23 protein-coding genes and 2 pseudogenes are annotated in these 20597 nt (G+C 37.1%); 8 read left to right on the top strand and 17 right to left on the bottom strand.

Annotation, left to right across the window (positions count from 1 at the left end; translation table 11 throughout):
- The first annotated feature begins 218 nt into the window (after positions 1–218).
- Complete coding sequence (locus tag LO754_RS05870) at positions 219–1193, top strand: alpha/beta hydrolase (protein WP_024361514.1); 975 nt, start codon at positions 219–221, stop codon at positions 1191–1193.
- Positions 1194–1236: 43 nt separating this feature from the next.
- On the opposite strand, the gene LO754_RS05865 is transcribed toward LO754_RS05870, so the two are convergent.
- The 5 genes from LO754_RS05865 to sirA form a co-directional block, all read right to left on the bottom strand.
- Positions 1237–1707: an S-ribosylhomocysteine lyase gene (locus tag LO754_RS05865; protein WP_231785776.1), complete on the bottom strand. Its 471-nt coding sequence runs from the start codon at positions 1705–1707 to the stop codon at positions 1237–1239.
- A gap of 174 nt (positions 1708–1881) precedes the next feature.
- Positions 1882–2079 carry a hypothetical protein gene (locus LO754_RS05860; RefSeq protein ID WP_108029599.1) on the bottom strand — a complete coding sequence of 66 codons (198 nt, stop codon included), beginning with the start codon at positions 2077–2079 and terminating at the stop codon, positions 1882–1884.
- A 138-nt stretch (positions 2080–2217) separates the two neighbouring features.
- Positions 2218–2724 carry a cysteine hydrolase family protein gene (locus LO754_RS05855; RefSeq protein WP_231786286.1) on the bottom strand — a complete coding sequence of 169 codons (507 nt, stop codon included), beginning with the start codon at positions 2722–2724 and terminating at the stop codon, positions 2218–2220.
- Positions 2725–2931: 207 nt separating this feature from the next.
- Complete coding sequence (locus tag LO754_RS05850) at positions 2932–3150, bottom strand: YneF family protein (protein ID WP_024361518.1); 219 nt, start codon at positions 3148–3150, stop codon at positions 2932–2934.
- 100 nt (positions 3151–3250) lie between these two features.
- Positions 3251–3676, bottom strand: a complete 426-nt coding sequence (sirA, locus tag LO754_RS05845) for a sporulation inhibitor of replication protein SirA (protein WP_024361519.1) — start codon at positions 3674–3676, stop codon at positions 3251–3253.
- Between the two features lie 230 nt (positions 3677–3906).
- On the opposite strand from sirA, the gene LO754_RS05840 reads away from it, so the two are divergent.
- The 5 genes and pseudogenes from LO754_RS05840 to LO754_RS05820 all read left to right on the top strand — a co-directional run bounded on the left by LO754_RS05840 (position 3907) and on the right by LO754_RS05820 (position 7326).
- Positions 3907–4260, top strand: coding sequence for a lmo0954 family membrane protein (locus LO754_RS05840; RefSeq protein ID WP_024361520.1), 354 nt, complete (start codon positions 3907–3909; stop codon positions 4258–4260).
- 16 nt (positions 4261–4276) lie between these two features.
- The gene (locus LO754_RS05835) at positions 4277–4915 is read left to right on the top strand and encodes a PspA/IM30 family protein (protein WP_024361521.1); all 639 of its coding nucleotides are present in this window, start codon (positions 4277–4279) and stop codon (positions 4913–4915) included.
- Between the two features lie 89 nt (positions 4916–5004).
- On the top strand, positions 5005–5685 hold the full coding sequence (liaF, locus tag LO754_RS05830; RefSeq protein WP_231785775.1) for a cell wall-active antibiotics response protein LiaF: 681 nt from the start codon (positions 5005–5007) through the stop codon (positions 5683–5685).
- Positions 5682–6719, top strand: a pseudogene (locus LO754_RS05825) (sensor histidine kinase). The gene liaF and the pseudogene LO754_RS05825 overlap by 4 nt, the downstream one beginning before the upstream one ends.
- Positions 6694–7326, top strand: a complete 633-nt coding sequence (locus LO754_RS05820) for a response regulator transcription factor (RefSeq protein ID WP_024361524.1) — start codon at positions 6694–6696, stop codon at positions 7324–7326. Before LO754_RS05825 ends, LO754_RS05820 begins: the two are co-directional and overlap by 26 nt.
- Positions 7327–7438: 112 nt before the next feature.
- On the opposite strand, the gene LO754_RS05815 is transcribed toward LO754_RS05820, so the two are convergent.
- The 3 genes and pseudogenes from LO754_RS05815 to LO754_RS05805 all read right to left on the bottom strand — a co-directional run bounded on the left by LO754_RS05815 (position 7439) and on the right by LO754_RS05805 (position 10996).
- Complete coding sequence (locus LO754_RS05815) at positions 7439–7945, bottom strand: hypothetical protein (RefSeq protein ID WP_025218884.1); 507 nt, start codon at positions 7943–7945, stop codon at positions 7439–7441.
- Positions 7946–8470: 525 nt separating this feature from the next.
- Positions 8471–10465, bottom strand: a pseudogene (gene tkt / locus LO754_RS05810) (transketolase).
- A 297-nt stretch (positions 10466–10762) separates the two neighbouring features.
- On the bottom strand, positions 10763–10996 hold the full coding sequence (locus LO754_RS05805; RefSeq protein WP_024361527.1) for a DUF896 domain-containing protein: 234 nt from the start codon (positions 10994–10996) through the stop codon (positions 10763–10765).
- Positions 10997–11168: 172 nt separating this feature from the next.
- On the opposite strand from LO754_RS05805, the gene LO754_RS05800 reads away from it, so the two are divergent.
- Positions 11169–11681 carry a GNAT family N-acetyltransferase gene (locus tag LO754_RS05800; protein ID WP_024361528.1) on the top strand — a complete coding sequence of 171 codons (513 nt, stop codon included), beginning with the start codon at positions 11169–11171 and terminating at the stop codon, positions 11679–11681.
- Positions 11682–11737: 56 nt separating this feature from the next.
- Here LO754_RS05800 and LO754_RS05795 read toward each other — a convergent pair whose 3' ends face one another.
- Together LO754_RS05795 and yneA are read right to left on the bottom strand one after the other, a co-directional pair.
- On the bottom strand, positions 11738–12400 hold the full coding sequence (locus tag LO754_RS05795) for a YneB family resolvase-like protein (RefSeq protein ID WP_024361529.1): 663 nt from the start codon (positions 12398–12400) through the stop codon (positions 11738–11740).
- Complete coding sequence (yneA, locus tag LO754_RS05790) at positions 12400–12714, bottom strand: cell division suppressor protein YneA (RefSeq protein ID WP_024361530.1); 315 nt, start codon at positions 12712–12714, stop codon at positions 12400–12402. The genes LO754_RS05795 and yneA overlap by 1 nt, the downstream gene beginning before the upstream one ends.
- 165 nt (positions 12715–12879) lie before the next feature.
- On the opposite strand from yneA, the gene lexA reads away from it, so the two are divergent.
- Complete coding sequence (gene lexA, locus LO754_RS05785) at positions 12880–13497, top strand: transcriptional repressor LexA (RefSeq protein WP_024361531.1); 618 nt, start codon at positions 12880–12882, stop codon at positions 13495–13497.
- A 141-nt stretch (positions 13498–13638) separates the two neighbouring features.
- On the opposite strand, the gene LO754_RS05780 is transcribed toward lexA, so the two are convergent.
- The 7 genes from LO754_RS05780 to LO754_RS05750 form a co-directional block, all read right to left on the bottom strand.
- Positions 13639–14094, bottom strand: coding sequence for a GNAT family N-acetyltransferase (locus tag LO754_RS05780; protein ID WP_107894564.1), 456 nt, complete (start codon positions 14092–14094; stop codon positions 13639–13641).
- A 252-nt stretch (positions 14095–14346) separates the two neighbouring features.
- On the bottom strand, positions 14347–15069 hold the full coding sequence (locus tag LO754_RS05775; protein WP_024361533.1) for a gamma-glutamyl-gamma-aminobutyrate hydrolase family protein: 723 nt from the start codon (positions 15067–15069) through the stop codon (positions 14347–14349).
- Positions 15070–15081: 12 nt separating this feature from the next.
- On the bottom strand, positions 15082–15834 hold the full coding sequence (locus tag LO754_RS05770; RefSeq protein WP_231785774.1) for an A24 family peptidase: 753 nt from the start codon (positions 15832–15834) through the stop codon (positions 15082–15084).
- 297 nt (positions 15835–16131) lie between these two features.
- Entirely contained in the window at positions 16132–18222 is a 2091-nt protein-coding gene (locus tag LO754_RS05765) for a DUF2339 domain-containing protein (protein ID WP_231785773.1), read from the bottom strand.
- 91 nt (positions 18223–18313) lie between these two features.
- On the bottom strand, positions 18314–18565 hold the full coding sequence (locus LO754_RS05760; RefSeq protein WP_024361536.1) for a phage holin: 252 nt from the start codon (positions 18563–18565) through the stop codon (positions 18314–18316).
- A 449-nt stretch (positions 18566–19014) separates the two neighbouring features.
- A complete protein-coding gene (locus LO754_RS05755) occupies positions 19015–19695 on the bottom strand; it encodes a 4'-phosphopantetheinyl transferase superfamily protein (RefSeq protein ID WP_231785772.1) in 681 nt (226 codons plus the stop codon).
- A gap of 88 nt (positions 19696–19783) precedes the next feature.
- Entirely contained in the window at positions 19784–20587 is an 804-nt protein-coding gene (locus tag LO754_RS05750; RefSeq protein ID WP_231785771.1) for an ABC transporter ATP-binding protein, read from the bottom strand.
- Positions 20588–20597 lie beyond the last annotated feature (10 nt).

Raw genomic sequence — 20597 nt, 5'->3', positions numbered from 1 at the left:
CATGCATATGCTACTAGCAGATATGTATATTTTAACAAATGTTTAGACGATTTTCGATAACAGAAATAATCGCAGTTTTTCAAAAGTTGTTGTAAAATGTTGTCGTGTTTTAAACAAACGTAGTTGGGAACATTACAAATAAGAAATGTGCATTGGCTTACGATCAGTTAAGTACAATGCCTAGACATGAAAAGAAATAGGGTGTGGAGGTGTAGAAGATGAAAAAGAAAGTGCTTTTATTTTCAGGTATTACAACGACGCTTGCTGCTGCAGCAACGGGGCTGTTCGGCTTTGCGCTTTCCAATAAATTAATGTACATTCAAAAAAAAGATCCCGAATTTATTCGTGAACGTGAGACAACTGCCAAACGCTTTGACGAAGCTTGGTACAATAAAAATTTTAAATGTGAATTAAATATTGACTCTCCCAATGGTTATTCCATTCACGGCATTATGTTTCAACCATTACAAACAAACAATACAATGATTATTTGTCACGGTGTTACAGAAAATAAAATTAACTCGGTCAAATATGCTCGTCTTTTTGAACGGTTAGGATACAATTCTGTTATTTTTGACCATCGAAGACATGGCGATTCCGGTGGCAAAACGACTAGCTATGGCTATTATGAAAAAAATGATTTAGATGCTGTTGTAAAAACAGTGAAAGCGATGATTGGTGAAAATGCCTTGCTCGGCATCCATGGGGAGTCAATGGGTGCTGCAACCATGCTGTTGTACGCAGGAACGGTTGAAGATGGCGCTGATTTTTATATTGCAGATTGTGCCTTTTCGGATTTCTCAATGCTGCTTAAGCAAATCGCCAAGACCGAATTTAAATATGGCTCCATTATTCCGATTCGTTTCGCAGATTTCTTTATCCGGTTACGCGATGGCTATTCATTTAAGAGTGTAACGCCTTCTGAAGCTGTGACCCATATTGAAAAACCGATACTCTTTATTCACAGTATTCCTGATACATTTATACCTGCTTCAATGTCACTCGATTTATACAATAAAAAAAATGGACCAAAGAAATTGAAGCTTTTTGAAAAAGGGGCGCATGCTCAATCCTTTAATGAAAATATGGCTGAATATGAAGATCTCATACATGACTTTTTAGAAAGTTTTATTTATGAAAAAATCAATCATGATGCTTCATCATCCAATGTGATTCCTTTTCACTTTCGATAAGTGAAAAAACCTTGCAAGCTTTGACAACTTGCAAGGTTTTTTATTATTCTGCAAAAACAATATGCCATTCGTCTCGCTTCGCTAAAAATTCTTTTGCCAGCGCCTGTGCGCCTTCAAGACTATGACTTGCAGCCCAGCCACATTGCACTTCGTTGCATGCTGGAACAGCCGTTGCCTTCGTTACATCTGTAAAAGTTTTTTCTAAAATCGTCAGCAATTCATCATAATCATTATGATTAATCAACGATACATAAAACCCTGTTTGACAACCCATTGGACTAAAGTCAACGATGTAATCTGAATAATTGCGGATAATATCTGCAGATAAATGCTCCAAAGAATGGAGTGCTGGCATTTCCATATGCTCTTTGTTAGGCTGTTTTAAGCGAATGTCGTACTTATAAACTTCATCGCCATTTTTCCCCACTTTTACACCCGCTAAACGAACATAAGGGGCTTTCACTTTCGTATGATCTAAATCAAAACTCTCGACATTTGTTTTTTCGCGTTCCATTGCTAACAGCTCCTTTTCTGACAATACTAACTATTATACCTAGTTTTCTATGAAATGTGTAAATTTTTGAAATAGAATGATAATTTAGGTGCGAATTTACTAAAAAAGAAGACAAAACGCCCATTTCGTTTTGTCTTCCCGCTGAAATTTATTTTTGCTGGTGTATTGCGGCTTCTACAATGGAAATTCAAAGTCTTGAACACGGCTCGGTATGTTTAAAAGCAATGTAATCACAACACTCATTGAGATTAGTATTAACACTGACTTCCATTGTAATTTAAAATCGTTCTTTTTCAGTAATAACATTTGATTAATAAAGTGAAAGAACGAAACAAACAGCAACACAACAACAAACTGTAAGAAAAAATTCATTGTTGTCACCACCCTTTACATGTACAGAGTTCTCGCTAATGTTTAAGTAATATTTTTATCGTCAGTTACTTTGGTTTATGCAGCTACCAAGGCAAGTTGACGTTTCAAGCAGGCAAGTCACCAGTTTCTTCTATTTTCTTATTTTTCTATAAATCTCAAAAATCTGTTGTTCCATATATTTTCGTAAAAATCTATTGTCTCTCTTGCTGTCATAAAAGGATTATTTACCGTAGAAGTAGCATGATGAACCATCAAGTTTTCGTATCCTAATCCATGGGCAAATTTAATCGTTGCATCCATGCAGTATTCTGTTTGAGCGCCGCAAAATTCTATGCGTTGCACTGCTAATTGCTCTAAAATCGTTTGTAAGTTTGTTTTGTAAAAGGAATTGGCATATTCTTTTCTGACCAAATAATCTTGTTCATGTACATTTAGCTCGGCATGAATTGCCCAATTTTCCTCTTCAGGTACTAGTTCTTCGTCACAATGTTGAACAAAAATAATTGGTTTTTGGTGTTCTCGATATAGTGCAATTCGATTATTTACTTTAGTGAGTAAATTTTGTAAAGCAAATAAATGCTCTCCACTGAAACATACACCATTTTGTAAATCTATTACGATTAAAACATCTGCATTAGCCTTCATCATTTTCCCCTTCTTTCAGAAACAACCAACCATTTTATGTTAGATTAACAATAATTATAAATTTAATAATGGAGGAATTCACTTAAAATAGATTAAATCTAGATTTATCAGCGACGAACTCTGCTAATTTAACTAAGTCACTTCCTTTTTTAAAAAAACGAAAAAAGCAACCGGTTACCTAAACCAGTTGCTCCTTAAAAATTCCAATTATTTTTGGAATTTGTTCATTTGCGTCATCATTTGGCGTACTTGCTTTTCAGACGGCGTACGACCCATTTGTGCCATCATCATTCGAATCATTTGTTCGTTAATTGGTGGGTTCTCTTTTAAATATTTCATCATAGCTTGACGTGCAAAGTAGAAACCAAGTGCTGCACCAGCTGCTAATGCGATAATTACAATAATAATCCAGCCCCATGTAGGCATACAACCAACCTCCTCCACTACAATATACCGAGAAAAAAACTCTCCACGCTCCATTATACACCAAATACTAGCGTGTTACTATATATTATAGTGAAAAATCCTAGTGCATTGTATACTTCATCGGCTTTAGCCAACCACACTCATTATCTTGTTTATTAAAGGCAATAAAACGCTCACTCATCTTGGCTAGCATTTGAAATAAGTCCAAATCAAGCATGCGCGAGCCTTCGCAATAGACACAAATTTTACGATCTACTAGATAAATCGCCATTTTTCCTTTTATCGGATGTTCTAAAAATAAAGCATTACGCGCTCTTTCTAAATGTGCATATTTGGAGTCTAGCTGTGCTTCTAACATGATGGCAATGTCATCGAAGCGAACAGTTTCACATATATACGCGAGTTCTTTTAAGGATTTCTCATTGGCATCTTCACAGCCTTGCATCATCTCTAATAACTTACGCTCTCTGCCGAAAATAAACGTTAAATGCTCTTCTTTTATTTTATATATGGAATAGGTTCTCACCAGAAATCCCCCTTCGCTCAGTTTCTTTAACGTAAGTATAGCGGATTGTCTCTAGTTAATTTGTCAAACGAAGGAGGCAACCATCTTCTATTTTTGTCGAAAACCTTCTACTTTCAGCTTAAAAAATAACTGCTCCGCCTCAAGACCTAGAGGAAAATCCATTTCCAGTCCGTTTTAGATGTTCTCGTAAGCAGGTAACATAAAGGTACAAACGAAAGGAGCTAAAACATATGAAAAAATTTCTTTTATTAACTGGAGGTATTATTGCAGCATGTGTCGCACTTGCCTTAATCGGACCAATTACTGGCCTAGTATTTTCAGTTGCATTCGTTGCACTAGGCATGCACTTCTATATTGGTAGTAAATCGACATTTGCAAAAATTATTTGGTTTACAGTTGGTTTAATCGGTGTACTATCGGCTATCTCTAATATTCCAGCAATGATTGGTCTTGCAGCAATCGCCATTATTTATGTGATTTATAAAAAATGGAATGGCGAAAAAGTAAATATTCCAACAATTGAAGCGAAAGAAGAAGATCCGTTTACAAACTTTGAAAAAGAATGGTCAAACTTAACAAAATAAAAGGAGCGAACTAAAAATGAACTTATTACAACGTTTTAGATACACAATTGAGGCAGACTTACATCAATTATTTGATAAAAAGGAACAAAAAAATCCTATTGCGATGTTAAATCAATACATTCGCGAGGCTGAAAAACAAACTGAGCAAACGGGTACATTATTAGAGCGCCAGGGCAAACTAAAAGAAAAAATGGAACTGGAGCTTAAACAAAATGCTGATTTACTAGCAAAACGTGAAGCACAACTTCAATTAGCACTTGCGAGTGGCGAGCAAGATTTAATTGATTTTGCTTCCGACGAAGTAGCAGCCTATACAGCTCGTAACCATACATTACAGACAAGTATCGAAGTGAACACGCGTGAATATTTTGAACTTGAACGCAAATTTGAAACAATGAAGCACAAAATTAAAGATATGAAAGTTCGTCAATTACAGCTAATGGGCAAAGAAAATGTGACGCGCGCTCACCATCAAATGGACGGCATGATTGCAAACAACAATAAAACGAATTTCGAAGATTTAGAATCCTATATCGAAAAACTTGCCCACCGTATTGACAAAGATCACGAGGTAACAACTTTCGAAGCACGCCTAGCAGCGCTTGAAAAAAATTCAACTGAAGCTGTTTCACCACTACTCATTGAAAAGAAATAACATGTTATAATAGAAAGAAATGCGCCACTAAAAGCGGCGCATTATTTCTTGTTGTAAAATATTACATAGTAGAAAGAAAGGTGACCCTTTTGCAAAACTTCACAACTAATAAACTCACATTTTGGGTACTATGCTTCTTTTTACTCGTATTTGTAGAGCTTACTATTTTCAATAACGGCGGTGCTTTTTGTTTATTAATCGGTGCTGTCCTGCTCTATTTAAGCTTTTCAAAAAACAAGCGATTTTTAAAATGGACAGGAATTTTCTTTATTGCAATTGCTCTCTTTACGATGTGGAGTTTGCGACTATTTATCGTCATACTGCTCTTATACATGCTCTATCAATACTTACAACGAGAAAACGAACCGAAAATCGTCACATTGGAATTTGATAAGTTACCGGCAACTAAAAACGAACTATTCGGTACAATACCTGCGCCTGAAGATGCTTACAAATGGCAAGATGTACAAATTCAACGACTCGCTGGTGACATTACAATCGATACAACGCAAACAGTTTTACCTGCTGGCCTAAGTCTCGTTACGATTCGACAAGGCATTGGTAAAGTACAGATTTATGTCCCTTATGAAATTCCTTTTCGCTTACACTACACAACGCTATTCGGAGACTTTACATGTTTGCAAGGACATCCACAGCGGCTTTTGAATGAAAGTATCGTGTTCTCAGATGGCAACCCTGAGGATGCAAAACGTACCCTCGTCATTCACGTCGCTACATGGCTAGGAGATTTGGAGGTGCTACGTAAATGATTGCCTTTCTTTCTAGAGCTTTCTCTATATTTTTCATATTGATTGGCGCGGCATTCGGTCTCCTTTTTGCGATTTGGGGTGAACCAAATGAAAAAGTATGGGAACCTTTGTGGCAACAAGACTATGATAATATTCCATTAGGTGGCATAATTTTAATCAGTCTCTTTGCGCTTAGTTTCTTTATTGCAAGCTGGATTAGCATGACTGCACGCGCGCGTGAGGCGCAAGCAACTCGCTTTGTAAAAGAATTAATCGAGCCGGATTTTGTTTTACCTAAAAAACATGCACTACCGAAGCCACTGAAAAAAGCACTTGTTCAAACGAGCGAATTGATTGATACACAGCGAAAAAGCTTACAGCGCCTTTCCAATGAACGAGCAGAAGCCAATGATAAAGTGATTCAAGAGCGCATTATTGCCGAACGTCAACGACTTGCACGTGAGCTCCATGACTCGGTTTCACAACAATTATTTGCCGCTTCAATGTTACTTTCTGCCTTAACGGAAAGCGATGAAAATGCCAAAAGTTTAAAGCAAGTAGAAAAAATTGTACAGCAGGCCTAGCTAGAAATGCGCGCATTATTATTGCATTTACGCCCTGTTGCACTGCACAATAAAACCCTCGCCCAAGGCTTAGAGGAATTGATTATTGAACTACAACAAAAAGTATATTTTCATATAGAATATGAACTAGAAGAAATAGCTTTAACAAAGGCTGAGGAAGATCACCTGTTCCGTATTGCTCAAGAAGCATTATCCAATACATTGCGCCATTCTAAAGCAACAGAAGTTGAACTACTTCTTGTTGCCCGAGACAATCTTGCTATTTTACGCATTCAAGATAATGGTCTTGGCTTTGATGTAGAGGCTGATAAATCGACTTCCTACGGTTTACAAAATATCGCTGAGCGAGCCGTGGAAATTGGTTGTAGGTATAAAATTGTTTCGGTGCCTGGAGAAGGTACAATAGTGGAGGTAAAAGTTCCGCTACAGAAGGAGGTTGTTGAAGTTGATTCAAGTATTAATAGTGGATGACCACGAGATGGTACGAATTGGCGTATCTGCCTACCTGTCAGCACAGCCTGATATTACTGTTGTGGGGGAAGCTGAAAATGGCGTCGAAGCTGTTGAACGTGCGCTCGCCCTTCGTCCTGATATTATTTTAATGGACAATGTCATGCCTGTGATGACCGGAGCTGAAGCAACTGTTAAAATACTTGAAGCTTGGCCAGAAGCGAAAATTATGATGGTCACAAGCTTTTTAGATGACGATAAAGTGTATCCCGCTTTAGAGGCTGGTGCGATTAGCTATATATTAAAAACATCCAATGCTAAGCAAATTGCCGATGCCATTCGTAAAACAATGGGCGGAGAAACTGTTTTGGAGCCAGAAGTCACATCTAAAATGATGCACCGTATGCGCTATGGAACAAATACACCCCTTTATGAGCAATTAACTGAACGTGAAATGGAAGTTCTTTTGTTAATGGCAAAAGGCAAGGCAAACCAAGAAATTGCGGATGACTTATACATCGCCTTAAAAACAGTGAAAACCCACGTCAGCAATATTTTAGCCAAACTAGACGTTCAAGATCGAACACAAGCTGTCGTCTACGCCTTTCAAAATGGTTTAGCAAAGTAATTTTTATTAATGTCGCTAGGTTTGTGGCGGTTCGCCGAGTTTTAGTGGCGATCGTAACATCGAAAAGATCAAAAAAATACCGCAGCGCTCAATAGGAGCTTGCGGTTTCTTTTTAATTATTTGTTTGTTTTAATCTATCTAATAAATCAAATAAACTCCAATAACCTTTTATTAAATCCTCATTTGTATTTCCATTCAAAGCAACGCCAAAAGTAGTACCTTGATAATAACCGATAAAATAATCTTGAGCTTGATTTTCAAATGTATTTTCGTACGTGTGGTTAGGAATAATAAAAGCTGAAATTGCTTTGTCTGACTGAACAAATACAATAGGTATAGAGGAATTTAAATAAAATTGAGTATATTGTTCGTCGGAAGCTTCTTGTAAATAATCTTTCGTAATCATGATAGCATCAAAAGAATCTTCATTTTTTTTATGTAAATCTTGTAACATTATTTTTTTAAATTTTATATTGTTTTCTTTAATTAACGAAGGTATTTCCCCTACAATCCCAATTTCTATAACTTCATGTTTTTTGACGATATTTACTTCTTCATTTGAACATCCCACTAATAAAAATAAAAAAGCAAAAAAAGAAAAAAAGTATTTTTTAATCATTTAAGCTCACCTTTTACATTTTTTTATGCTTTATGATAAAATTTCTTTTAATAATATTATCATATTGAAAGGATTGAGGATAAGCGGGTAGTAAAAAGTTTGACGGAAATCGAAGTAGATTTGTAACATAGGATATACTTATGTAGTAATAAAAGAGTAATTAAATAAAATTAGAGTAGCGCTTGCTACTTTCAGATTGTCGACAAAAGGTATCAAGCAATTCAACGCGGATGCCTTTTGTATTTTTTTACCTTTTTAAGGACAAGAAATATATTTTTGCCACATTGAATATAGTCTTCGACAATACCCTTTCCGTTAAGTAGCTTACCATGTACAAGTAGCCAGCTTTTTTCATTGTTGTAAAAGTAAACATCGCCCGCAATGGAAATCAACGGTAGTTGTCATCTACATATATTTTTAAAATAAAAAAAGGACTGTAGACAACCTCGAAAATTTCCGAGTTTGTCTACAGTCTGACCGTAACGCTTAATTAGAGCTTACAGTATTTTTTATGGAAGCCAAATCTTATAGTGCTTTAACTTTTGCTACAACGTTTTCTACAGTGAAACCGTATTTTTCCATAACTAACTCACCTGGAGCAGAAGCGCCGAACTTGTCGATTGCAAGAACGTCACCTTCAAAACCAGTATATTTGTGCCAACCGAATGATGCACCCATTTCGATTGCTAGACGTTTTGTAACAGCTTTTGGAAGAACCGATTCTTTATATGCTGCATCTTGTTTTTCAAAGCGATCCATTGAAGGCATTGATACGACTGCAACGTCCATATCTTCAGCTTTTAATGCTTTTTGCGCTTCAATTGCAAGTGAAACTTCAGAACCTGTTGCAATTAAAATAGCATCTGCTACTTCTTTCGATGCAGGTGAAACAGTGTAAGCACCTTTTACTACACCTTCACGAACTGTTTCGATTGACGCGTCAAGCACTGGTAAGTTTTGACGAGATAATACTAATACAGTTGGTGTTTTTTCTGATGATACTGCAAGCTCCCATGCTACTGCTGATTCGTTCGCATCTGCTGGACGAACAACAGAAAGGTTTGGCATTGCACGTAATGAAGCTAAATGCTCGATTGGTTCATGTGTTGGACCATCTTCCCCTACAGCGATTGAGTCATGTGTGAATACATATGTCACAGGAAGACCCATTAATGCAGAAAGACGTACAGCTGGACGTACATAATCAGAGAATACGAAGAATGTTCCGCCAAAGACGTTAACACCGCCGTGAAGAGCCATACCGTTCATTGCTGCGCCCATAGCGAATTCACGGACACCAAACCAAATATTGCGACCTGCATAGTCATCCGCTGAGAAGTCGCCTGCACCCTTCATCGTCGTTTTATTTGAGCCTGCAAGGTCAGCAGAACCACCGAAGAATGATGGTGTTTTCTTCGCAATCGCATTAATTGCATCGCCTGAAGATGAACGTGTTGCTACAGATTTACCTGCTTCATAAACTGGCAATTCTGCTGCGAAATCTTCTGGTAGCTTACCATTCATCGCATCTTCGAATTGAGCTGCTAATTCTGGGAACTCTGCTTTGTAAGCTTCAAATTTTGCATTCCAAGCTGCTTCCGGCTGTGCACCTTGTACTTCAGCTGCTGCATTGAATGTATCATATACTTCAGCAGGAATTTGGAATGGCTCATGTGCCCACTCATACGCTGCTTTAGTTAATACAACCTCATCAGTGCCTAGTGGCGCACCGTGAGAATCTGCTTTACCTGATTTGTTTGGAGAACCGAATCCGATGACAGTTTTCACTTCAATCAGCGTTGGCTTGCCAGTTGATTTTTTTGCTTCTTCGATTGCTTGGTTAACAGCTTCTGTATCTGTACCGTCAGCCACTTTTAAATAGTTCCAGCCATATGACTCAAAACGTTTTTGTACGTTTTCTGAGAATGATTTTTCTAAATCACCATCTAATGAAATATCATTTGAATCGTATAACACGATTAATTTTTCAAGTTTTAAATGTCCAGCTAATGAAATCGCTTCAGCCGCAACACCTTCCATTAAGTCGCCGTCGCCACAAAGCGCAAATGTATAGTGATCGACAATTTCATGTCCTGGTTTATTATAAGTCGCTGCTAAATGACGCTCTGCCATTGCCATACCAACTGTCATCGCAATCCCTTGTCCAAGTGGACCTGTTGTTGCCTCTACCCCAACCGTATGGTCGTATTCTGGATGTCCTGGAGTTAATGAATCCCATTGACGGAAGTTTTGAATTTCTTCCATTGGTAGGCCTTAACCGCCAAGGTGAAGTAGGCTATATAAAAGCATAGAGCCATGACCTGCTGAAAGTACGAAACGATCGCGGTTATACCATTTTGGATTTGCCGGATTATGGCGAAGTTGTTTTGTCCAAAGCGTATAAGCCATTGGCGCTGCCCCCATTGGTAAGCCTGGGTGACCTGAATTTGCTTTTTCAATTGCATCAATTGACAATGTTCGGATAGCATTAATCGCTAGTTGGTCCGCATGTTGAGTCATTATGTTGTGACATCCTTTCTCGTCCTATATATTGTTCTACTACAGTTTAGTCAACATTGTCCTAGAAAACAATGCTTTTGTTATACTATTTGAGATTTATGACATACTTTATCATCATTCTGTAACTTAGACATAGCAATGATAGAAATAACGACAAAATTACTGCCTATTTTGGAGGAAGGTTTAACAAATAAAAAAAGAAACCTTCTTCAGTGATGGCAAGGATTTTGCTAGAAATCTATAGTGAAATGTCCACGCGAAATGTGTTTGCTTACATCCTGCATGAAATGTGTCATATTAATTTAGAAATTTATTTTTTTTCGCTTGTTTTACCTTCTCAGGCGTTACGTCATTACCTTCTTGATCGACAACTTTAACATTTTCAATTGTATTGCGCATCGTTGCTCTAAATGTATCTAAATATTCTTTGCGAAGGGATGTACGCTCTTTCGCTTCTTCTTCCGTTAAACTGCCCGCTTTAGCTTTTGCTGCTAATTCATTGATTCGATTAATTTTTTCTTTGGATAACATCGTTACACACCTTTCAATACCTTGATGACTTCAGTATGCAAAGTATAGCATGCTTTCCCTTAAAATGCAGTTATACCAACCCTTAATCACACAGCTTAGCCACAATTTACATGACTTCCAAATGTTAGTAGTGTATAACTATTAATAAAGAACACATATTGGGGGAAATAAGGTGAACATTACAACACAGCGATTACATATCCGAAAATTTGAAATACAAGATTGGCAGGCTGTTGTTAACTATATGTCCGATCAAACCGTGATGCACTATATGCCAGAAGGCGTTTTAACTGCACAACAAGTGCAAAAATTTATATCAGATAATCGTGATGAAGCAAAGCATTTCGCCATTGTTTTACAGGAGCAGTCACAGGTTATCGGTCATCTCGTATTCCATCCTTACTTTGGCGAACATACATATGAAATTGGATGGGTGTTAAATCCTGCGTATTATCGTAAAGGCTATGCGTCGGAGGCAGCACAAGCACTATTAGATTACGGCTTCACGAAAATGAAGCTTCATCGAATCATCGCCACATGTCAGCCCGAAAATATCGCTTCTTATCGCGTTATGGAAAAAATCGGCATGCGTCGTGAAGGATTTTTCAAAAAATGTATACCACATGGTGACGATTGGTGGGATGAGTACTATTACGCTATTTTGCAGGAAGAATGGCAAAGTTGAGCTCTCTACTACACTTCAAGACTGTTAGTAGAATAAAAAAAGACTAGCAGTGCAAATTATTTGCCTGCTAATCTTTCTTGATGTTCTTGATAGCGCCTATGTACGGTTGCCTTACTAACTTCGAAGCCAAGACCTCTAAGTGTCATGGCTATTTCTTCAAAAGTAAAGCCCCGATTTCGCAACTTCACAATTTCTTCTACCGGTACTTCCTTGCGCTCCTGACCATTTGGATTGCCACGATTGGACAAGTTATTTTCTGGACGATAGCCATTTTCTACTGCCCGACGCATACCGCGGCGAATTTTCGCATTATGAATTTTACGCTGATACTCCTCTACAATCGCTAATATTTCAAGCAACATCGTGTCCATCTCATTTAATTGGACAGGCCCCGCATCTCGCATCGAAAAAACATCTGTATCTGTTTTTTGCAATAAATGGAGTACAGCCATTCGCGCATTCCCACGCCCTAAACGTGTTTCATCTTGCACAAATAATGCTTGAATTTCTTTTTCTTTAATAAAATCGAGCATCTCCAGTAAACCTTCGCGTTCCACATCATAACCACTATGTTTGTCCTGAAAAACCTGTATCACTTCATAGTTTTGTTCCTTGGCATAACGCAGCAATTCTTCTTGTTGTCGTTCTAATGAAGAACTTTGGGTCTCTTTTTCCGTACTAACCCGGCAGTACAGTACAGCCGTTCGTTTTTTATTCATCATTTTCCACTTCTCGCAATTTCAATAGAATTGGTGGGCATCTTATTGTCACCCACTACGGGTATAACGAGTGATTTCCCTGCAACAATATTAACGCTATGTAATTCGTTCTCGGCTTTCACAAGGTTAATCCAGTCATCCGTACCCATTTTACCACGGTATTGTTCGGCTAACGACCATAAGCTATCGCCATGCTCTATATGAATTTCAGTGTAGGTAATGTCTCCAGGATCAGTTATAAAAAGATAGCCTGCAAATAAGAAAATTACGCCCAATAAAATTGAAATATGTGTATTTTTTTTAAACCAATTCATGCATCATATCCCCTTTTTAGAATGTTTGTTCGGAATGTATGTTCTTATAATAAAGCGAACAAACGTTTTTGTCAAACACTTTTCGAACCTATGTTTGCATAAGTGTTCGCATTCTGCTATACTATCTAGTAAGAAGAATGATATAAAAAAAAGAGGTGAGCAATCATGAAAAAAGTTTCGAAAAGACAAGAAGACATACTAGCGTTTATCAAAGAAGAAGTACGCGCAAAGGGCTATCCACCATCTGTACGTGAGATTGGTGAAGCAGTTGGACTTGCATCAAGCTCAACAGTTCATGGACATTTAGCTCGTTTAGAGCAAAAAGGCTTTATTCGACGAGATCCTACTAAACCGCGTGCAATTGAAATTTTAGAGCCTGAGGATTCGATTCAAAAGCAAAGTGTTATCCATGTACCACTTGTAGGGAAGGTTACTGCTGGATCTCCAATTACAGCGATTGAAAATATCGATGAATATTTCCCTTTACCGGATATTTACGGGACAAGCGAAGATCAGTTATTTATGCTAGAAATCATGGGTGAATCGATGATTGAGGCAGGAATTTTTGACGGGGACTTAGTCATCGTCAAGCAAAAGGCAACAGCCGATAACGGTGATATCGTCGTAGCCATGACCGAAGAAGATGAAGCAACTGTCAAACGCTTCTTTAAAGAAAAAAATCATTTCCGCTTACAGCCAGAGAACGCTACAATGGAACCGATTATTGTAGACCAAGTTTCGATTTTAGGACAAGTTGTCGGCTTATATCGCCGTGTACATTAATGCATTCTTATACTAATTTTGCGAAAAAATAATGTTCGATTAGGAAAGCCACGAAATGTTGATGGGATAACATTCGTGGCTTTTGCATGTGTGCTCAAACTTACATTTAGGAGCGTTCTATGGCATATATCATTAAGTTCATCAACGTGATAACGATTGTTTAATGTTCTTATGTAGAAAGATGATTCTTTCTATTTCTTCAAAACCATTTTTTTTATAAAATTCTTCGGCAGGTATCCCTCTATCTGTAAGCAGTACAATGTTATTTATTTTGTTATTATCGAGTTCTTTAATTAAATGATTTAACAGCGCTCTTCCAATTCCCTTATTCTGCTGTTGTTGTTTTACGTACATTTCATTAATAAAGAATTCATCTCCGCTCCACCAAACTCTATTGACTCCTAAAATACAGCCTAAAATCTCGTCATTTTCTATTGCTAAAACTCCTAAGAATCCAGGTGTCTGATAAAAATCTAATAAATATTTTTTAGCTTGCGAAAATGTCCATTTATCATTCCAAGGCGCATCATTAAATACTTCAATAAATGTTTCGGTACATTTACTTAAATCCTCTTCCACTAATAATTTATATTCCATTACAACCACCCCTTTATTTAACATATAAATGCAATTATAACATTTATTATTAATCCTTTGTTTCACTGTAATTACCTGAAGAAACTCTGCGTAGCTGCCTTTTGCCTTGAAGTAATTATCAATTTGCATAGTTAGAATTTCTCTTAAACTATACCTCCAATTATGACAATAAAAATACAGCCTTTTCTATGTGAAAGACTGTATTTAAAGGCTAAACTATTAAATTTTCGTTTGGTTTCTTAGCTGTCATCCCTATGCTTCTCTTTTATATAGCATGCTCGCTTTAACGAAAGCTGAAAAAAGTTTTTGTGCAGCAATATCTCCTACAATTGCCTGTTCTTCTGGGTGCCACTGAACTGCTAGACAAAACGGAAACTCTTCATGGACCACCGCTTCGACTAGACCATCACTAGATTTTGCTGCAACGACTAGCTTCTCTGCTAAAACATTTACTGCTTGATGATGAAAGGAATTAACAGCAATTTTTTCTTCTTCAATAATTGTTTTTAACAATGTATGAGGTGTTATGTGAACATAATGCGTTGCGACGCCACGAGCTGCTTGTTGTGCATGTTTTAACAGTTTACTACTATGATATTCACTATCAACATCTTGGTATAATGTTCCACCTAATGCAACATTGAGCATTTGAATACCACGGCAAATACCGAATATCGGCATTTTCCTTGTAAAGGCTGCATTAAGTAAGGCCAGTTCCACCTTGTCTCTCTCCGGGTGTATCTTTCCTAGCCTTGGTAAAGGTTCAGCACCAAATTCAAATGGATGAACATCGTGCCCACCCGATAAAAGTAAACCATCCGTTAACGATAGAATTTGTGCCGCATCTTCCTCTACCCCCAGCGGAATAATAAATGGGATCCCTCCAGCCTCAATAATGCTTTCGCTATAGGCTACATTTAATCTCGATGATAAATCATCTTCCGCAAACGCCGTTATACCTATAATTGGTTTCATCTATCTCCCTCCTTACCATAATCCTACATACCACTGTATTATGACATTTCCATAGAAATACACTATGACCGCTGCTAGTGCGATGGCAGGGCCAAATGGAATCGCTGTTTTTCTACCTTGCTGGCGCACTTGCAGCACAATCATTCCAGCAACCATTCCAATAACGGCTGCTATAAATAATGTCAATAGTGTGTGGATTGTACCTAATACAAAGTAGAGTAAAAAGAATAATTTTATGTCGCCACCACCAATTCCACCACGCGACACAACTGCGATACTATATACTACGCCAAAGCCAACGACAGCACCTACAATACTATCCCACCAAGGCGTCAAAGGCGCTAGCATACGCCCAATCACTAATAATGGCAAAAAGCACAATAGCACTTTATCTGGTATAAGCATATAGGTAATATCCGATACAACCACAATCACCAATAATGAAATCAATAATAATGCCACGATAAATTGTTCACTAAATCCATATTGCCAATATGAAAAGGCAAATAATATCCCGGTCAGCAGCTCGATGAATGGATAAATCCATGCAGTTTTTTGCCCGCAGCTACGACATTTGCCTCCTAAAAATATATAGGACAATACAGGTATTAAATCTATTGCCGTCAATTGCCTCTGACAGGTCGTACAGTGCGATGGTGGTTGGATTATCGACTCCTTCATCGGCACACGTAAACCTACCACATTAAAAAACGAACCAAATACAAGTCCAAATACGAATACAAGTATTGTATAAGCCATTTCCATTTTTCTTACCCCCTAAACTAACATAGTGCTTATACTTGTTGTCCTTTATAATAAGGTTGTGACCTCGACGGTCGTGGTAATAGTAGACTCTACATTCTGCTAATGTTTCTAGTTTGATTTCATTATTGGTGAATGATAATTATAAAATTCTACAGCCGCTATGCGTGTTCCTGTCACCACTTTATTGACAATAATACTTTCAAAGAGCACGTATTTGAGTGGCTTTTTTACGCCAAAACAAATTTACAGTAAAATAAAAGACCATTTACTAGTCACACTAGTAAACAGTCTTTATTTTTATTTCCTCAACAATCTACTCGACAGTAGCATGCCGATGCCACCAATTGAGATGAAAAGTATTGCGCGTATTAATAAATCGAGTGCGGATAAGTCGAAGAATATCAGCTTTATAAAGGCGATGGCTAATATGATAAAGCCGGAAAGTCGCAGTATTCGTAAGTGCCGCACTGCGCCAAGCCAAAGTGATAGGCTTGCCGTGAGAAAGAGCGTAATTGTTGTTAGTGCAATGCTAAGCTTCCAATCTAGTAAGTCGTTATAAGCGAGTTGTGACACAAGACCACATACTGCTAGCATCGCACTTACTACACCTATACTAACAATGGCATCTAAAAATTTCGGCATATAGTCTTGATAGATTCGATAAATACGTCCCTTCATGAGCAAATCCAGGATGATAGCCTTAATCGTAGCAATGAAGGTTAACCGTGTCATAATATTGAGCCATTCAATCCCCTGTATATTAGAAGGAATAACGTTTAACATAATTGTAAATAACAAGAATAATACAGTCAGCACTGGCGTTAATGCCCGCCCTTTAAATGTTACAGGTAGAAACAGTGACCCTACAAACAACAATACAATGCTAATACTCATTAGATGTGGGGTATTACTAGCACTTACAATATAAACACTATCCAGCTTGCCTATATAGGCGATAAAGTAACTAGCTGTAATAACTGCTATTACATCAAGCACATATAAATCTTTCATCCATTTCTCAAAGGCATTTAATGTTTCTTTACGACGTAATGCATACATATAAATAACGAAGAGATATACCCCTGGCATCAATAAAGCGAGATGTTCTATACTAAAAAATGGGGTTGGCTCGTGTATGATAAAGCTCATCATAAGTGCAATGACAAACCCTATTGAACTGACAACCTTCATCATACTTGCTCGTAGTCGTAAGCTCATCATAACGCCTGCAAATAGTATGAATGGAAGAAGTAAATCATCCGCTTTTTCTGGTATATTCATAATCAATAGCGTATTACAAAGTGTAATAAATGCGAGTGTTACGGCACTATCAAATGCCTCCTGCCATTTTTGCTTATAGCCATAACCCGCTATAACTATAAATAACATCCATAAACCGAACAGTAGGAGCTCTTTATAATCAAGTGGACTACTTATCAAGTTCATCATTAGTAAACTAAAGATCCCTAAACTAAATTGCAGTCCAACATAAATATGCTTCCACTTCGATTCAACATTATACAAGCGACACCAACTCGTGTAGAAAATAGCGAGTGTCATGAACAAACCTAAGGCAAACATTCCTTGATTATCATTATTCATAAAGGCGACAATACTAATTGCCAAAATTGAGAAAAAAGTAGCGACATAAAGCGCAATTTTTTGTTTATGTTGAAGAATAACAAATTGCAACATTGTAAATAAGACAATGACAAAGAATAATATAATGTATGCGCTAAAATCCATGTATTCTAGTAAATAAGGTAATAACAATGAGGTAAAACTGACAAATAAAGTAAGTACCTCATTTTTCTTTAGATAGCTGATTGCTATGCCATAGCCAATGAATAGGATGGCAATAAACAATGCTAATGTTAAGCCCAATACATCGTATAGCATAGCACCAGCAGCAGTAGTTAAAATACCTACGATAAATGCCCCCCCATATAAGGAAATGGTTACGGCTGATGACCCTAGCTTTTTACGTTCTGCTACATATGCTATGGTTGCTAATGCGATGGATAATAAATAAGCGAGGATGATTTTTACCTCGTTTGATAAGTAGCCATAATCACTAACTAGTTTTAGCCCCCATAACACACCCAATACTAAAATAACCATAAATACTTTCGGAAGCGCCCACATAATTTGCTCTTCGATTGAACGCCCTTGTTGTACATTTGTTTTTGCTGTTGGTATTGGTGAAGTTGGTGGTGTTGGCTTAGCTTTTGCGATTGGTAAGGCAGATTGGCCAGTGATGGATTTGTTGATGTTTTGTATCGTTGTCTTTTCTTGTGACTGTTGGTGCTTTAACTCATCCATTTCCCGCCGTAACGCTACCATCTCTTTTTCTAGCTTAGCAATTCGCTGCTCCATTTCTAGCGACAATTCATCATCCCCCTTAGCGATTAGAATTTTCTTACATTATATCACATTCACTTTTATTGTAAAATTACACTTTTTATACATATCATGAATTTTATCGAGGTTTTCGATACATTAAGGCACGTTCACTATCACTGGTACCGCTCGTAGTCGGATCGACAACAACCCCCATTAAAACAAGAATCGATAATACTGTATTTAAAATGGACGTTAGTTGCTCACTCATTGCACTTGTTAAATCATAACCAAACAAGGCGCCCACTTGTTGAGCGAGTAGTAACAGCATGGAAAATAGCGCCAATAAAAACGGCTTATGCATGAATCGAATCTTCCAGTTAATTCTCATAATTGCTCACCTCCCCTCTCCTCACCACAGTATATGCACCACGTCACTTGACACATATGCAAAAATATAGCTTTAACGAGGAATAAATGAATGCTTCCTCCCAAATTGTCGTTACACTTTCTATCAACAATAGGCGCTAACGTATCGAAGATTTACATGGATTAATCGATGATTTACACCGACTTATCAGTGCTTACAACCTTTTCTATGAACTAAAAGTTACAACTTCACATACTATAGAAAGGAACGATTTGATAAAGGGGATGTCAAATGTCTTGTAGGGAAAGACCCGATGTGTGGGACGAAGATGGAAGAGATATTGAGCGTTGGGAAAATGACGGTGGTCGAAGTAATTTTACTAGATACTTCTAAGCGGCTATATTACGGTTTCCAAAAACCCTGTAAAAAAGCAGGCTGTCCTCTAAATAACTAGGACAGCCCGCTGAACATTACCATATATCAAGATGGTCAAAAGAAACAATGGAAATCGGTTCTTTCGATAACTGCTTGGAACACAAGGCAACGATATGACAATCATCTAAATCAAACAATTGAAAGCTATACTTTTGTGACAGTTGGTTGCTTTCATACAGTTGTATTGTTTCGGGTTGAATGCAAAACGAAAAAGAATCAAGTGGAATAGTCAATCCTTTTCCCTCAGCCTTTACATAACTTTCTTTCAATGTCCAAAGTTTATAAAAAAACTGTATTTGTTTGTCTTTTGGTTGACTTAAAATATCTTGATACTCACTGCTTGTAAAATAGGCTTTTGCAATGTCCATCTCTATCATTGCTACTTGTTCTATATCTATTCCAATAGGCGTATCACTCACTGCACACACAACCCAGTCACCTGAATGCGCCAAATTAAAATGAATATGATCAAAATTTTGAAGATTTGGCTTACCATATTCATTGATAGTGAAATGAATATGGTCATTTGTCATGCCAAAGTCCCTCTTCAAAGAATGACGCAGAAGAACTTCTGCCAATATAGAGCGCTTTTTATCTTCATCAAAGTGAAATTTACTTACTTTTTCTTTTCTTTCAGCAGATATCCTTAGCTCAAATTGTTGGAAAATATCTTGATACGCTTTTTCTGTTATTTTTATTGCATATTTATATATCATTATTGTGCTCCATATAAATTTTAATACTGCTAGTCTTTGGATTTCACTTTATAGTATAATTTTGCAACAAGAAATACAAAAGCGTAAATTACTTGGCCATTCTCTCTTCATCCTTGTTGCTATAAGTATCGGTACTTTCCACTATCCATTTCATAATGCTTTCTTCTCTTTCCTTAATATTGTCAACCTTCGCATCAAATTTATTCATTTTCTTAGAAGCGACAATTTTTCCATCTACCATAAATAGAACTCTTTCAGTTTTTGCAGCAACTTTTGCATCATGTGTTACCAGCATAACTGTTGTTCCTTTTTTATTGATTTCTGTTAAAAGTGACATAATCTCTGTCGCAGATTTAGAATCTAATGCGCCTGTCGGTTCATCTCCAAATATAATATCTGGATCATTAATTAATGCCCTACATATCGCGACCCTTTGTAACTGGCCCTCTGAAGCTTGATTAATATTATTATTTTCAAGCGCTGCAATTCCAGTCATCTCTAGTAATTTTTTTGCTCTTTTATACACTTTAGTTTTATCTGCATCTTTGGATACAAGCGCAGGGAACATAACATTATCAATTAACGAGAGGTTTTTTAAAAGATTTATATTTTGGAATATAAAACCCATATTATTTAAGCGGATTTTCGCTAGATTTTCTTCTTTTAGTTTGCCAATCTCATTCCCTTTAAAAAGTACATCGCCAGAAGAAATTCGGTCCATACCACTTACATTATATAAAAGTGTTGATTTTCCACTGCCTGATGGGCCCATTACGGCTACAAATTCGCCCTCTTTAATTTCTAGATTTACATCTTTTAAAATATGCAGTTCATTATTTTTTCCTAATTCTACTATTTTGTTAATTCTTGTCGCCTCTAAAATATTATTCATATCTATTCCT

The organism is Lysinibacillus sp. GJ-1 (assembly GCF_021166035.1).
Lineage (GTDB): Bacteria > Bacillota > Bacilli > Bacillales_A > Planococcaceae > Lysinibacillus > Lysinibacillus sphaericus.
The sequence above is the reverse complement of the archived record's forward strand: the minus strand, read 5'-3'. Positions and strand labels throughout refer to the sequence as shown.